Source organism: Streptomyces sp. NPDC088794, assembly GCF_044750545.1.
Classification (GTDB): Bacteria; Actinomycetota; Actinomycetes; order Streptomycetales; family Streptomycetaceae; genus Streptomyces.
Genome location: NZ_JBIVKB010000001.1, coordinates 385393 through 399237 on the forward strand (window position 1 = coordinate 385393; position 13845 = coordinate 399237).

Annotated in this window: 11 protein-coding genes and 1 pseudogene; 7 read left to right on the forward strand and 5 right to left on the reverse strand. The window is 71.2% G+C overall.

The features are described from left to right. Nucleotides 1-5: 5 nt before the first annotated feature. Nucleotides 6-1262: an extracellular solute-binding protein gene (locus ACIP6U_RS01845; RefSeq protein WP_401711435.1), complete on the reverse strand. Its 1257-nt coding sequence runs from the start codon at nucleotides 1260-1262 to the stop codon at nucleotides 6-8. A 242-nt stretch (nucleotides 1263-1504) separates the two neighbouring features. Between ACIP6U_RS01845 and ACIP6U_RS01850 the strand changes: the two genes are divergently transcribed. Continuing rightward, a complete protein-coding gene (locus tag ACIP6U_RS01850) occupies nucleotides 1505-1720 on the forward strand; it encodes a dodecin (RefSeq protein ID WP_123996504.1) in 216 nt (71 codons plus the stop codon). A 27-nt stretch (nucleotides 1721-1747) separates the two neighbouring features. On the opposite strand, the pseudogene ACIP6U_RS01855 reads toward ACIP6U_RS01850, so the two are convergent. Beyond that, a pseudogene (locus ACIP6U_RS01855) lies at nucleotides 1748-2238 on the reverse strand (hypothetical protein). A 51-nt stretch (nucleotides 2239-2289) separates the two neighbouring features. Here ACIP6U_RS01855 and ACIP6U_RS01860 point away from each other — a divergent pair. From ACIP6U_RS01860 to ACIP6U_RS01870, 3 genes are read left to right on the forward strand one after another with little or no spacing between them, the layout of a single operon-like run. Beyond that, the gene (locus tag ACIP6U_RS01860) at nucleotides 2290-2844 is read left to right on the forward strand and encodes a YciI family protein (protein WP_401711438.1); all 555 of its coding nucleotides are present in this window, start codon (nucleotides 2290-2292) and stop codon (nucleotides 2842-2844) included. A gap of 1 nt (nucleotide 2845) precedes the next feature. Then, entirely contained in the window at nucleotides 2846-3289 is a 444-nt protein-coding gene (locus ACIP6U_RS01865) for a (2Fe-2S) ferredoxin domain-containing protein (protein ID WP_401711440.1), read from the forward strand. 48 nt (nucleotides 3290-3337) lie between these two features. Further along, nucleotides 3338-4336, forward strand: coding sequence for an LLM class flavin-dependent oxidoreductase (locus ACIP6U_RS01870; protein ID WP_401711443.1), 999 nt, complete (start codon nucleotides 3338-3340; stop codon nucleotides 4334-4336). Between the two features lie 36 nt (nucleotides 4337-4372). Here the strand turns inward: ACIP6U_RS01870 and ACIP6U_RS01875 are convergent, their stop codons facing one another. Further along, entirely contained in the window at nucleotides 4373-4933 is a 561-nt protein-coding gene (locus ACIP6U_RS01875) for a TetR/AcrR family transcriptional regulator (protein ID WP_401711446.1), read from the reverse strand. Nucleotides 4934-5091: 158 nt separating this feature from the next. Between ACIP6U_RS01875 and ACIP6U_RS01880 the strand changes: the two genes are divergently transcribed. After that, nucleotides 5092-6111 (forward strand): NAD-dependent epimerase/dehydratase family protein, encoded by a 1020-nt coding sequence (locus ACIP6U_RS01880; protein ID WP_401711448.1) that lies wholly within the window; start codon nucleotides 5092-5094, stop codon nucleotides 6109-6111. 52 nt (nucleotides 6112-6163) lie between these two features. Here ACIP6U_RS01880 and ACIP6U_RS01885 read toward each other — a convergent pair whose 3' ends face one another. Next, complete coding sequence (locus ACIP6U_RS01885; RefSeq protein ID WP_401711451.1) at nucleotides 6164-8647, reverse strand: ATP-dependent Clp protease ATP-binding subunit; 2484 nt, start codon at nucleotides 8645-8647, stop codon at nucleotides 6164-6166. 168 nt (nucleotides 8648-8815) lie between these two features. On the opposite strand from ACIP6U_RS01885, the gene ACIP6U_RS01890 reads away from it, so the two are divergent. Together ACIP6U_RS01890 and ACIP6U_RS01895 are read left to right on the forward strand one after the other, a co-directional pair. After that, the gene (locus ACIP6U_RS01890) at nucleotides 8816-11161 is read left to right on the forward strand and encodes an ATP-binding cassette domain-containing protein (RefSeq protein WP_401711454.1); all 2346 of its coding nucleotides are present in this window, start codon (nucleotides 8816-8818) and stop codon (nucleotides 11159-11161) included. Nucleotides 11162-11320: 159 nt separating this feature from the next. Continuing rightward, nucleotides 11321-12664, forward strand: a complete 1344-nt coding sequence (locus tag ACIP6U_RS01895; RefSeq protein ID WP_401711456.1) for a jacalin-like lectin — start codon at nucleotides 11321-11323, stop codon at nucleotides 12662-12664. On the opposite strand, the gene ACIP6U_RS01900 is transcribed toward ACIP6U_RS01895, so the two are convergent. Next, entirely contained in the window at nucleotides 12645-13820 is a 1176-nt protein-coding gene (locus ACIP6U_RS01900) for an alanine--tRNA ligase-related protein (RefSeq protein ID WP_401711458.1), read from the reverse strand. The genes ACIP6U_RS01895 and ACIP6U_RS01900 overlap by 20 nt on opposite strands. Nucleotides 13821-13845: the final 25 nt, after the last annotated feature.

Below are 13845 nucleotides of genomic sequence, written 5' to 3' on the forward strand. Positions count from 1 at the left end.
GTCGGTCAGTCGATGGCGTTGAGCATCTCGGTGATCTGCCGGGACGCCCGCTTGGCCTCGGTGGCCGGGTCGGCCCCGCCGAGCACCTTGGTCATGTACGCCTTGATGGGGTTGTCCGCCTCCACGGCACCCCATTGAGCCGTACTGGGGGTCGCCCGCCCTCGCGCGGCTCCGGCCGCCATGGCGGCGACCCCCTGCTCGTCGGCGACGGCCTGGGCGAGGGACTTCTTGTTGGGCACGTAGTTCATCGCCTCGGCCAGCCGGGTGTTCCACTTCGCGCCGGCGAGGGCCGCGACGACGGCGACGGCACCGTCCTGGTCGTGCGTGTTGTTCGGTACGACGAGGTCGGAGCCGCCGGTGAAGACGGCGCCGGGCCGGCCGGCCGTTCTGCCGGGGACGGGGAAGAAGCCCAACTTGCCCTCCAGTTCCGGGTTCTGCTGGACCACGGTCCGGGCGAGCCCGGGGACGGCGATGATCTGGGCGACCTTGCCCTTGGCGAACTCGCCCGCCTGTGGGGGGTGTTCCTCGTCGGCGCCGACCGGCCCCTTGCCGAGCGCCTGAAGACGCCGGTAGAAGTCCATCCCGCGCAGGGCCGCCGGGGTGTCCAGCGTGCCCCGCCAGCCACCGCCGTCGCCGTCGTCCGCGAGTTCGCCGCCCTCCTCCCAGATGAAGCCGGCCAGGGTGTACCAGTCCTGTCCGGCGAGGTAGATGCCCTGGTTGCCACCGGAGTTGAGTTGCTCGGTGAGGTCGAGCCAGTCGTCCCGGGTGCGCGGCGGCGCCTTGACGCCCGCCTGCCGGAACAGGTCCTTGCGGTAGATGACGACGCGGTTGGCGGCGTACCAGGGGATCCCGTACTGGTGGCCGATGAACTGCCCCGGCTCGGCGAGGCCGGGCAGCCAGTCGCGGCTGCCCCAGTGCAGCCTCGACTCCAGTGTCAGGTCGAGCAGCCGGTCCCGCTCCACGTACTGCGAGACCTGGGTGTTGCCGACCTCGATGACGTCGGGTCCGTCGCCGGTGTCCTTGTCGAGCGCGGCCTGCACCTTGTCGCCGATGCCGGTCCATTCCTGGATGCGGATGTCGAGCCGGAGGTTGTCGTGGGCGCGCTCGAACTCGGCGGTGAAGTCGCGCACGAAGTCCGTCGAGGCGCTGTCCTTCATCAGCCAGACCTGGACGGAACGCCGGTCGCTCGCGCCACCGGGCACGAGTCCGCAGGCGCTGACGAGACCGAGCGGGGCGAGGGTGAGCAGGCTGCGGCGTCTCACGAGGGTCCTGTTCTGTCTGGCGACAACTGTCTGCGGACAGGGGGAACGGGCCCGACATGGGGGGACGAGCGCAGAGCTCGTACGGGTGTGCAGGAGTTTGGTATGGACCAATGCGGACGTCAAGAGGTATCGGTTCGACCGGCCGGACGTCTCGCGCTCCGCCGCAGCTTGGGGCACGGTGGAGTGACGCGTGACACACGTGACGTTCCGTTCATCACGGACGCACGGAGAGGAGCACCCGCATGTCGAATCACACCTACCGGGTCACCGAGATCGTGGGGACCTCGCACGAGGGGATCGATCAGGCCATTCGCAACGGCGTCGGCCGTGCCTCACAGACCCTGCGCAACCTCGACTGGTTCGAGGTGACGCAGGTGCGCGGCCAGATCGAGGACGGGGACATCGCGCACTGGCAGGTGGGCCTCAAGGTCGGCTTCCGCCTGGACGAGTCGGACTGACGCCGCTCTCCGTCAACCTGGTGCGGCTCAGGTCCGCCCGTCCTTCTCCTGCGCCGCGTTCAGGGCGTCGGAGGGGGCGGTCCAGCGGGCGCGAACGACCCTGAAGCCGGCGCGCCGGGCCTCCTCGCACACCAACTCGTCGTCGTCCACGAACACCCGGATCTCCCGGGTGCGGGCGAGCCGGCGCAGCACCTCCAGCTTGGTGCGGCGAGCCGGCCTGCGGTCGTCGTTGCGCCGCATGTGGACCCGCCCCTCGGGCAGCCCGTGCGCGGCGAGCCAGGCGAGCGTGTCGCGTCGGCAGCGCTCGGGCCGCCCGGTCAGATAGACGACCTCGCACTCCTCGGCGCTCGTCAACGCCAGCGCGACACCCTCCGGAATGGGTGGATCGTGCGGCGCCGCGGTGAAGAACGCGTCCCAGTCCCGCGGGCTCCGTCCAGGAAGCGCTGCCGATGAGCCGTATCGGCAAGGGTGTTGTCCACGTCGAACACGGCGAGGGGCCGTCCGCTGCTGTCGGTCACGTGATCAACCCTAGTCAGCTTCGGGGCGCGCGGAGTCGGTACGGTCTGCGCATGGTCTTCTACGTGCACGCGCAGGACGAGCCCGATGTGGGCGCCGAGTTGGACAGTCTCGCCGAGGCGCACTGGTCGTACATGGACGGCTTCGCCGACCGGCTGATACTCCGCGGACCCACGTTGTCCGAGGACGGCTCCGAGCACACCGGAAGCGTCCATGTCGTCGACATGACCGACCGCGCGAGCGCGGAACGGTTCGCGACCGAGGAGCCGTTCTGGCAGGCGGGCCTGTACCGGGAGCTCACGGTGACCCGGGCGCTCGTACTGGTCGAGGGCGAGGCCGACCGGAACATCCCGCACGCCCTGATCACGGCCCACTGGCCCCCGCAGCCCCGCAGCGCCGACGACAGCGCCCCGCGCCTCAAGGACGACCGCCTGTCCTTCCTGGCGCTCCTCGTCGACGACTACGGGTCGAACACCACCGGGGTGGTCGCCACCGTGAGAGCCCTCCCGGACGAGGCACCGGGCATCATCCAGCCCTACACCCACCGCGTCACCGGCCGGCCCGTGCCCTTCGTCGCACAGCGCTGGAGCCGCGGAGGGCGTTCGTAGCATGGATCGCGCTTCTCCCATACCCGCCTCGCCCCCCTCCCCCCGTACGCACCTGATCGGCGTCGCCCGGCAGCGCCCCTGCACACTCGTCGTGTGCCGGGGCTGCTGCTGCGGCGACCCGCGCAAGCACCCCGGCACCGACCACGTCGGACAGCTGGAGCGGTTGCGCGCCGCCGCTGCCGAGCACGGTTTCCAGGTGCGTACGACCGACTGTCTCGGCCCCTGCGACCAGGCGAACGTCATCGTGGTCCAGCCGTCGGCGGCGGGGCGCCGGGCCGGCGGGCGGGCCACCTGGGTCGGCTTCGCCATGGACGACGACTGCACGGAGGAGATCGTGAGCTGGGCGGCGGCGGGCGGACCGGGCCTGGCCGAGCCGCCGGTCACCCTCGAGTTGCAGTTCGTCCGGCCACCGCGGGGAGCACGCGCGCGTACGGGACGACGGTGAGCGACACACCCCCGGGAATCCCCTGGCGCCCACAGCGTTGAACACCATGTGACCTCTGCATTCGAAGGCGTACGGTTCTCCGTCCTCGACCGGTCCCGCACCCGCGAGGGGCACCGGGACGGGGAGGCGCTGCGCGACACCGTGGCGTTGGCCCGGGAGGTCGAGGCCTTCGGGTACCACCGGTTCTGGGTGTCCGAGCATCACGGCGTACCCGGGGTCGCCGGGTCGGCACCGACGGTCCTCGCGGCCGCCGTCGCGAGTGCCACACGGAACATCCGGGTGGGCACCGGCGGTGTGATGCTGCCGAACCATCAACCCCTGGTGGTGGCCGAGCAGTTCGGGGTGCTGGAGTCGCTCTTCCCGGGCCGGATCGACATGGGCCTGGGCCGGTCCGTGGGCTTCACCGACGGCGTGCGCAAGGCACTTGGGCGCGACAAGGAGGACGCCGAGGACTTCGCCGGTCAACTCGATGAGCTGCTCGGCTGGTTCGGCGGTACGTCACCCACGCGCGTCCACGCCCGCCCGTCCGAGGGCCTGACCGTGCCGCCCTTCGTCCTCGCGATGGGCGAGGGCGCGGAGATCGCCGCCCGGGCCGGGCTGCCGATGGTGATCGGCGACCTGCGCGGCCGGGAGAAGATGCAGCGCGGCATCGACCACTACCGCAGCCGGTTCCACCCCTCCCCCTGGGCGCCGGAACCGTACGTCGTCATCTCCGGCACGATCGCCGTCGCCGCCACCCCCGAGGAGGCACGGCGCCTGCTGATCCCGGAGGCCTGGTCGATGGCGTACTCCCGCACCCACGGCACCTTCCCGCCCCTGCCGCCCGCCGAGCGGGTCGAGGGCCTCAGCATGACCACGAAGGAACGCGGGTTCTACGAGGCCGGGCTGGCCGGCCACATCGCCGGTACCGAGGAGCAGGTGGCCCACGAGCTGGAGACGGTGCTGAAGGAGACGGGGGCGCAGGAGGTGCTCGTCACGACCAGCACCTACGACCGTGCGGCACTGGTGGACTCGTACCGGAGGCTCGGCCGGATCTTCGAAGGCTGACGGCCCGGCGATCGAACGGTCCGGCTGGTCAGGCGGTCAGGCCTTGAGGCCGTCCACGATCAGGGCGAGGATCCGCGCCGCCCGCGCCTCGGCGCCGTCGCGCTTGGGGTCGATCCGCCACAGGACGCTGAGTTGGAGCAGGACGTCCTCCGGGTCGAGCCGCGACTTGAGGGAGCCGTCGGCCGCGCCGGCGTCGAGCAGGACACCGATGGCGTGGACGAAGGGTTCGTAGTACTCGTCGTCGAGGCCGCCGTTGGTCGCCGCGTGGATGACCTCCGAGACGCCGAACTTGAGCCGTCCGTAGTGCGCGACCTCGTCGAACCAGAGGCGGAGGGCGACCAGGGGCTCGTGCTCCGTCAACAGGGCGGGGGCCCGGTCGATCAGGTGCTGGATGTCGTGCCGGTACAGCTCCAGGACGAGCGCCTCGCGGGTCGGGAAGTGCCGGTAGAGCGTGCCGATGCCGACGCCGGCCTGCCGGGCGATCGCCGAGAGGGACGCGGAGGCGGAGGTGCCGAGCGCCTGACGGGCGACGGTCAGGATGCGCTCCCGGTTGTCGAGCGCGTCTCGGCGGGTCGGTTTCGCGGGCGGCGGGGTCACGGGTGCGGGGCGTCCAATCGGCTCGGGTGTCGGCTTGCTTCTCAGCTGGGACGGTGGCTCGGATTGCTAAACGGAGGGGTCTCCGGTACGTTGAAGGGGAAGCGGAGGGGCCTCCGTTTCATTCTGACACTACCCGTCCCACTCCGCGGAGGACAGTCATGCCCGAGTTGGTTCTGGTCACCGGGGGCAGCGGTTACATCGCCGGCTGGTGCGTCGCCGAGTTGCTTCGGCGCGGCTACCACGTACGGACCACCGTGCGTTCCCCGGAACGCGAGAAGTCGGTCACCGAGGCGGTCTCGACCGCCGTCGACCCGGCCGGCCGGCTCAGTTTCGCGGTCGCCGACCTGACGGCGGACGAGGGCTGGGAGGCGGCTCTCAAGGGCGTGGACCACGTCCTGCACGTCGCCTCACCGCTGGGCGCCGCCTCCGACGACCCCGCCGCCCTCATCGGCCCCGCCCGCGACGGCGCGCTGCGCGTCCTGCGTGCGGCGACCGCGGCCGGCGTGCGACGCGTGGTGATGACGTCGGCGGCGAACGCCGCGAGCCCGTCCTCGTACGCCACCGAGGGCGTCACCGACGAGACGCTGTGGACCGACCCCGACGATCCGACGCTCATCCCCTACCGCCGGTCCAAGACCCTCGCCGAGCGTGCGGCCTGGGACTTCATGGAGACCTACGACGGTCCCACCGAGCTGACCACCGTGCTCCCCGGCGCCGTGTTCGGGCCGATCCTGACCTCGGAGAACCTCGGCTCGGTCGGCATCGTCGCGCGCATGCTCTCCGGCGGGATGAGCGGCGTCCCGCGGATCGGCCTGGAGGTGGTGGACGTCCGCGACCTCGTCGACGTGCACATCCGGGCGATGACGTCACCGGCGGCCGCCGGTCAACGCTTCCTCGCCACCGGGGAGTTCGTGTGGATGGCGGACATGGCACGCACCCTGCGCGACGGCCTCGGCGAGGACGGTCGCCGCGTCTCCACGCGGCAGGTCCCGGACTTCGCCGTCCGCCTGGTGGCCCGCTTCCGCGACCCGTCGCTCCGCGAGATCACCCCGGCCCTTGGCCGCCGCAACCGCCACAGCACGGAGAAGGCCCGCACGGTACTGGGCTGGGAGCCGCGGCCGGCTCGGGAGGCGGTGCTGGACTGTGCGCGCAGTCTGATCGCGCACGGGGTCGTCTAGAACTGGCCCTGGTCCGGCCCCGGTTGTCCAGGGCCGAACCGGTTCCGGTCGTCTAGGACTCGCCTTGATCCCGGACCGCGGTGACCTTGAGTTCTCCGTCCGCCGCGTCCACCCGCGCCCGGTCGCCCGCCGTCAACTCCCCCGACAGCAGCAGGTCCGCGAGCCGGTCGTCGACCTCGCGTTGGATGGTGCGGCGCAACGGGCGGGCGCCGAAGTCGGGTTGGTAGCCGAGGTTCGCGAGCACGTCGGCTGCCTCGTCCGTGACCTCCAGCGTGACGTCCTGGGCGTGCAGGCGGCGCCGGGTGTGTTCCAGCAACAGGTCGACGATCCGGCGCAGTTGGGTACGGTCGAGGCCGCGGAAGACGATGATCTCGTCGATGCGGTTGAGGAACTCGGGGCGGAAGTGCTGGTTCAGGACCGGCAGTACGGTCTCGCGCACCTTGGCGTAGTCGTCCACCCCGGCCGCGAGGATGCGGTCGGCGCCGATGTTCGACGTCATGATGACGACGGTGTTCTTGAAGTCGACGGTACGGCCCTGGGAGTCCGTCAGCCGTCCGTCGTCCAGGAGTTGAAGCAGCGTGTTGAAGACGTCGGGGTGCGCCTTCTCCACCTCGTCGAGCAGCAGCACGGCGTACGGCTGCCTGCGCACCGCCTCGGTGAGCTGCCCCGCCTCCTCGTGGCCGACGTATCCGGGCGGCGCGCCGACCAGCCGGGAAACGGTGTGCCGCTCCTGGAACTCGCTCATGTCCAGGCGGATCATGCGGGTCTCGTCGCCGAAGAGCGCGGCCGCGAGGGCGCGGGCCAGTTCGGTCTTGCCGACGCCGGTCGGGCCGAGGAAGAGGAAGCTGCCGACCGGGCGGTTGGGGTCGCTCATGCCGGCCCGGGCCCGCCGTACCGCGCGGGCGACCGCGGTGATCGCCTCGTCCTGGCCGACGACCCGCTCATGGAGGTGCTCCTCCAGTTTCATCAGCCGGGCCCGCTCCTCCTCGGTGAGCTGGGCGACCGGGATGCCGGTGGTGCGGGAGACGACCTCGGCGATGTCCTCGGCGGTCACCTTCGGTGCGTGCTCCTCGGCCCGTTCCGCGCCCGCCCGTTCGGCCTCGGCGTCCTTGATCCGGTCCCGCACCTCCTTGGCGCGCTCGTACTCCTCGTCGGCGACGGCCTGGTCCTTCTCGCGGTTGAGGGCGGCGATCCGGTCCTCGATGTCGCGGGTGTCGGCGGGCGGGGTCTTGGCGCGCAGCCGTACCCGCGCCGACGCCTGGTCCATCAGGTCGATGGCCTTGTCGGGCAGGAAGCGGGCGGTGATGTAGCGGTCGGAGAGTTCGGCCGCGGCGACGACGGCCTCGTCGGTGATCCGGACCTGGTGGTGGGCCTCGTAGCGGTCGCGCAGGCCGCGCAGGATCTCGATGGTGTCGTCGACCGTCGGTTCGCCGACCAGGATCGGCGCGAAGCGGCGCTCCAGGGCGGAGTCCTTCTCGATGTACTTGCGGTACTCGTCGACGGTGGTGGCGCCGATGAGGTGCAACTGGCCGCGGGCCAGGGCGGGCTTGAGCATGTTGCCCGCGTCCATGGCGCCGTCGCCGCCCCCGCCGGCGCCCACGACGGTGTGCAACTCGTCGAGGAACAGCACCAGTTCGTCGCCGTGCTCGCTCACCTCGTCGAGGACCTTCTTCAGCCGCTCCTCGAACTCGCCGCGGTACTTGGTGCCGGCCACCATCCCGGCGAGGTCCAGGGTCACCAGCCGCTTGCCCTCCAGCGTCTTCGGAACGTCGCCGGACACGATCCGCTGGGCGATGCCCTCGACGATCGCGGTCTTGCCGACGCCGGGGTCGCCGATCAAGACGGGGTTGTTCTTGCTGCGCCGGGAGAGGACCTCGATGGTCTGCTCGACCTCCTCGTCCCGCCCGATCACGGGATCGAGCCGGCCGGCCCGGGCGTCCTCGGTGAGGTCACGGCCGTACTCGTCGACCGTAGGCGTGGTGCTGGGCCGCTTGCGCTCGGGCTCGGCGCCGGTGCCTGAGGCGGGCAGCCTGCCGCTCTCCCAGCCGCTGCCCGCGAGGGCCTGGCCGGCGGCCGACTCGGGGTTGGCGGCCAGCGCCCGCAGCAGGTGTTCGGGGCCGATGTACGAGGAGTCCTCGGCGCGGGAGATCCGGTAGGCGTCAAGCAGTGCCCGTTTGGCGGCCGGGGTGAGCGTGGCGGGCTCGGTCTTGGCCGCGCCGCCCCCACCGGCGGTCAGGCGCTCCCGGATGCGGTCGGGATCCGCGCCGGCCTCGGCGAGCAGGCGGCGGGTCGACTCCTGCTCGGTGGCGGCGGCCAGCAGATGCCGGGCGTCGAGTTCCTCGCTGCCCTCGACGGCGGCGATGTCCCGCGCCTGGGCGACCAGCTCGCGGGCCCGTTCGGAGAGCAGGCTGCCGATGTCGACGCGCTGCGCCCGGCGCGACGGCGCCGCCGGGCCCGAGCCGCCGAAATACCGGGACATCAGCTCGTCGAATTCCTCGAAGGGGCTGCGTCCGAAACCGAATCCGGGAGTGGTCATGACCACGGACCTTCCGTGTGGTGATGGGCATCCTTATCTGCTGGGCCGTATCGGGCCTCCATAGCTTCTGCGCCTGCTGCGCCTTCCAACCTGGCACAGGGCCAAGGCCCTCGCACCCGCGCAGGTCAGCGGGCGTCACAGGGCGGATTCGCATAGACTCGCGGGGTCATGCAGACCCCTCACGACCCGTACGTCCGCGTCCGTGGCGCCCGCGAGCGCAACCTCAAGGGCGTGGACGTCGACATCCCGCGGGACGTGTTGACCGTGTTCACAGGCGTGTCCGGTTCCGGGAAGTCGTCGCTCGCGTTCGGCACGATCTACGCGGAGGCCCAGCGCCGCTACTTCGAGTCGGTGGCGCCGTACGCCCGCCGCCTCATCCACCAGGTCAGCGCGCCGAAGGTCGGCGAGATCACCGGCCTGCCACCCGCGGTCTCGCTCCAGCAGCGCCGCTCGTCGCCGACGTCACGCTCGTCCGTCGGCACGGTCACCAACCTCTCGAACTCGCTGCGAATGCTGTTCTCGCGCGCGGGCACCTACCCGCCCGGCGCCGAGCGCCTCGACTCGGACGCGTTCTCCCCGAACACGGCCGTCGGCGCCTGCCCCGAGTGCCACGGGCTCGGCCGGGTGCACGGTACGACGGAACAGTCGCTGGTCCCCGACCCGTCGCTGTCGATCCGCGAGGGCGCGATCGCCGCCTGGCCGGGCGCCTGGCAGGGCAAGAATCTGCGCGACATCCTCGACGCGCTCGGCCACGACGTGGACCGCCCTTGGCGTGAACTCTCCGCCGAGCAGCGGGAGTGGATCCTCTTCACGGACGAACAGCCGGTCGTCACCGTGCACCCGGTGCGGGACGCGGACCGCATCCAACGCCCGTACCAGGGCACGTACATGAGCGCCCGCCGGTACGTCATGAAGACCTTCGCCGACTCCAAGAGTCCGGCCCTGCGTGCCCGCGCGGAACGCTTCCTGACCAGCGCGCCCTGCCCGGTGTGCGGCGGCGGCAGGCTGCGCCCGGAGTCACTGGCGGTGACGTACGCGGGCCGCACGATCGCCGAGGTGGCCGCGCTGCCCCTGGCGGAGCTGGCGGCGACCCTGGACGGCTCCTCGCCGGCGGCCCGCGTCCTCACCGAGGACCTCAAGTCCCGTATCGCACCGGTCGTCGAGCTCGGCCTGGGCTACCTCAGCCTGGACCGCCCGGCCCCCACCCTCTCCGCGGGCGAGCTCCAGCGACTGCGCCTGGCGACCCAGCTGCGGTCCGGGCTGTTCGGTGTCGTGTACGTCCTCGACGAGCCGTCCGCGGGACTGCACCCGGCGGACACGGCGGCCCTGTTGACGGTCCTGGCCCGGCTGAAGGCGGCGGGCAACTCGGTGTTCGTGGTCGAGCACCACCTCGACGTGATGCGCGGCGCCGACTGGCTGGTGGACGTGGGCCCGGGGGCCGGCGAGCACGGCGGGCAGGTGCTGCACAGCGGTCCGCCGGCGGAGCTGGCCGCCGTGCCCCGGTCGGCGACGGCCCGCTTCCTCTTCGACCGCTCCCCCGCTCCGGTACGCCAAGTGCGCGCCCCGCGAGGCCAGTTGAAGGTCGGCCCGGTGACCCGGCACAACCTGCGCGGAGTGACGGCCGAGTTCCCCCTGGGCGTCTTCACCGCGGTCACCGGCGTCTCCGGGTCCGGGAAGTCCACGCTGATCGGCGAGATCACCGAGGAACTGCCGGGCGTGAAGCGTCTGGTGTCCGTGGACCAGAAGCCCATCGGCCGCACCCCGCGCTCCAACCTGGCCACCTACACGGGCCTGTTCGATGTCGTGCGCAAGGCGTTCGCGGCCACCGACCAGGCCCGCGAACGCGGTTACGGCGTCGGGCGCTTCTCCTTCAACGTGGCCGGTGGTCGCTGCGAGACCTGTCAGGGCGAGGGGTTCGTCAGCGTCGAGCTGCTGTTCCTGCCGAGCACCTACGCCCCCTGCCCGGACTGCGGCGGAGCCCGCTACAACCCCGAGACGCTCGACATCACCTACCGGGGACGGAACATCGCGCAGGTCCTCGACCTGACGGTGGAGGGCGCGGCGGAGTTCTTCACCGACACTCCGAGCGTCTCCCGCAGCCTGAAGACCCTGCTGGACGTGGGTCTCGGCTACCTGCACCTGGGGCAGCCCGCCACGGAGTTGTCCGGCGGCGAGGCCCAACGCATCAAGCTGGCCAACGAGTTGCAACGCGGTCGGCGCGGCCACACCCTTTACCTCCTCGACGAGCCGACGACCGGTCTCCACCCGGCCGACGTCGAGGTCCTCATGCGTCAACTGCACGGACTCGTGGACGCCGGGCACACCGTGATCGTCGTCGAGCACGACATGTCGGTCGTGGCGGGCGCGGACTGGGTGATCGACCTGGGGCCGGGCGGCGGGGACGCGGGCGGCCGGATCGTGGCGACGGGAACTCCCACGGAGGTGGCGGGGGTTGGCGCGAGCGCCACGGCTCCGTATCTGGCGGCGGTGCTGGATCGGCAGCGGCAACCCTGAGGTTCCCGCTCCCTTAACCCGCCCTCCACCCGCAAACATCCACGCATCACCCGGGCTCGAGATTCTCCTGTCAGGACCGCGACAGATCGGGGTAACCGGCGGTAACTTCTGCCATGTCCCTATGGCAACCGCTTACTTCCCCCCGGGAGACACCAGCTCATGCGCAGACTCCTCGCCTGCCTGGCGGCAGCCGCCGCCGCTGTCGGCGGGCTCACCGTCGCGGCCGCCCCGCCCGCGGCGGCCGCCGACTCGGGCACCTTCAGCGTGCTCAGCTACAACGTGGCCGGACTCCCCGAGGCGCTCTCCAGCGCCTCGACTCCCCGCGAGTCCAGCACCACGGCGATCGGCCAGCGGATCGCTCCCTACGACATCGTCCACGTCGAGGAGGACTTCAACTACCACGCCTACCTCTACGCCGGCGACACCACGCACGCCTACCGCACGCCCACCAGCGGCGGAGCCGGCATCGGCAGCGGTCTCAACACGCTGTCCAAGATCTCCTACGACACGGACGACTTCGAACGCGTCGGCTGGAACTCCTGCCAGTGGGACTCAGGTGACTGCCTGACCCCCAAGGGCTTCACCTTCATGCGCGAGCGCCTCGCCGAGGGCGTCTACGTCGACTTCTACAACCTGCACACCAACGCGGGCACCAACGACGGCGACCTCGCCTCGCGCGCCGACAACCTCAACCAGCTCACCGCCTTCATCGGCAGCCACTCGGCGGGCAACGCCGTCGTGGTGATGGGCGACACCAACACCCGCTACACGCGCGCCGGCGACACCATCGCCGAGTTCGGCGCGGCCAACGGCCTCACCGACGCGTGGGTCAAGCTGATCCGCGGCGGCACCGCGCCCGCCAAGGGCAGCGACGCGCTGGTGTGCGACCAGACCGGCACCACCGTGCCGAACACCTGTGAGGTCGTCGACAAGATCCTCTACCGCGGCAGCAAACTCGTGTCCCTCAACGCGACCTCGTACAACAACGAGCACTCCAAGTTCCTCACGGACGCCGGGCTGATGCTCTCCGACCACGACCCGATCACAACCGGGTTCACCTGGTCGCGCAACGCCTCCTTCCAGCTCAGCGACCAGTTCGGCGGCCCGCACGGCGACTACTTCAACGACATCGACAGCGTGCCGGCCGCCGCCCGGGCCACCACCATCGGCCTGCGCGCCGGATCCCGCGTGGACCAGCTGAACGTCACGCTCTCCAACGGCACCACGCTCGCCCACGGCGGCACGGGCGGGACGGCGTCCTCACTGACCCTGGGCAGCGGCGAGTACGTCACGACCGCCAACCTGTGCCAGGGCGTGAAGGACGACCACACCCGCATCTTCTACGCCAAGTTCACGACCAACCTCGGACGCACGCTGGCCGGCGGCACCACGACCTCCGACTGCGTGACCCGTACCGCGCCCTCGGGCTGGCAGATCGCGGGCTTCCACGGCCGCACCGGGGACGAGGTCGACAAGGTCGGCTTCATCTACACCCAGCGCTGATCCCGGCGACCAGTTCGCGGGGCAGGCCGTAGGTGTCGTGGAGGTAGGCGTAGTCCTCCTCGTCCAGCGGCCGGGCGCGGAACTCCGTCCGTGACAGCACCCGCCGACCCCGCTCCAGCAGTTGGCCGAACCGCCGTTCCTCGTCCAGGAGCACTTCCCGGACGAGGTCGGCGCGTTCGGTCTGCCGGAAGTGGTCCAGCGTGTGCTCGATCAACTCCCTTGGCAGCTCGGCCAGTCCACGCGAGGAGTCGTCGCGGTACAGGGAGGTCAGAAGGCGGCGGATCAGGCGGCGCAGTACGTAGCCGCGGCCGGTGTTGGAGGGTCGTACGCCGTCGGCGGTCACCACGATGCTCGACCGCAGGTGGTCGCAGACCAGGCGGGTCGAGCGCTCGTCCAGGTCCCACAGCGAGGGGACCGTCCGCATCCACGGCTCGAACAGGTCGATCTCGTAGACGTCGCGGCGGCCCTGAAGGACCGTCAGCAGCCGTTCCAGGCCCATGCCCGTGTCGACACCGGGCCGGCGCAGGGGTTCCAGGCGGCCGTCCTCGTGACGGTGGTAGCGCAGATGGACGTGGTTCCAGATCTCGACCCAGCGCGGGTCGGTGGTGGGCGTGCGTCGGGGCGGGCCGTCGCCGGTCCACACGAAGATCTCGGAGTCGGGGCCGCAGATGCCGACGGGTCCGTTGGACCACCAGTTGTCCTCGCCGGTGAGCTCCACGGGGACGCCCAACTCCTGCCAGGTGCGCAGGGATTCGTCATCGGGGCCGACCTGGTCGTCGCCGCCGAACACGGTGGCGTAGAGCCGCTCGGCCGGGATGCCGAAGCCGTCGCGCAGCAGCTCGTACCCCCACCTCAGGCTCTGCGGATGCCCGTAGTCGCCGAGCGACCAGGAACCGAGCATCTCGAAGACGGTCAGGTGCGTGGCGTCGCCGACCTCGTCGAGGTCCGTGGTGCGCAGGCAGCGCTGGACGTTCAGCAGGCGTCGGCCCTGTGGATGGGGCCGGCCCTGGAGGTAGGGCGTGAGGGGGTGCATGCCGGACGTCGTGAACAGCACCGGGTCCTGCGGCGGGGGCAGCAGCGAGGTGCCGGTGACGGTCTCGTGCCCGCGCTCGCGGAAGAAGTCGGTGAACGTCCGTAGGGTCTGGTCGGTGTCCATGGCGGTGTTCCTTCACCTGAGGTCG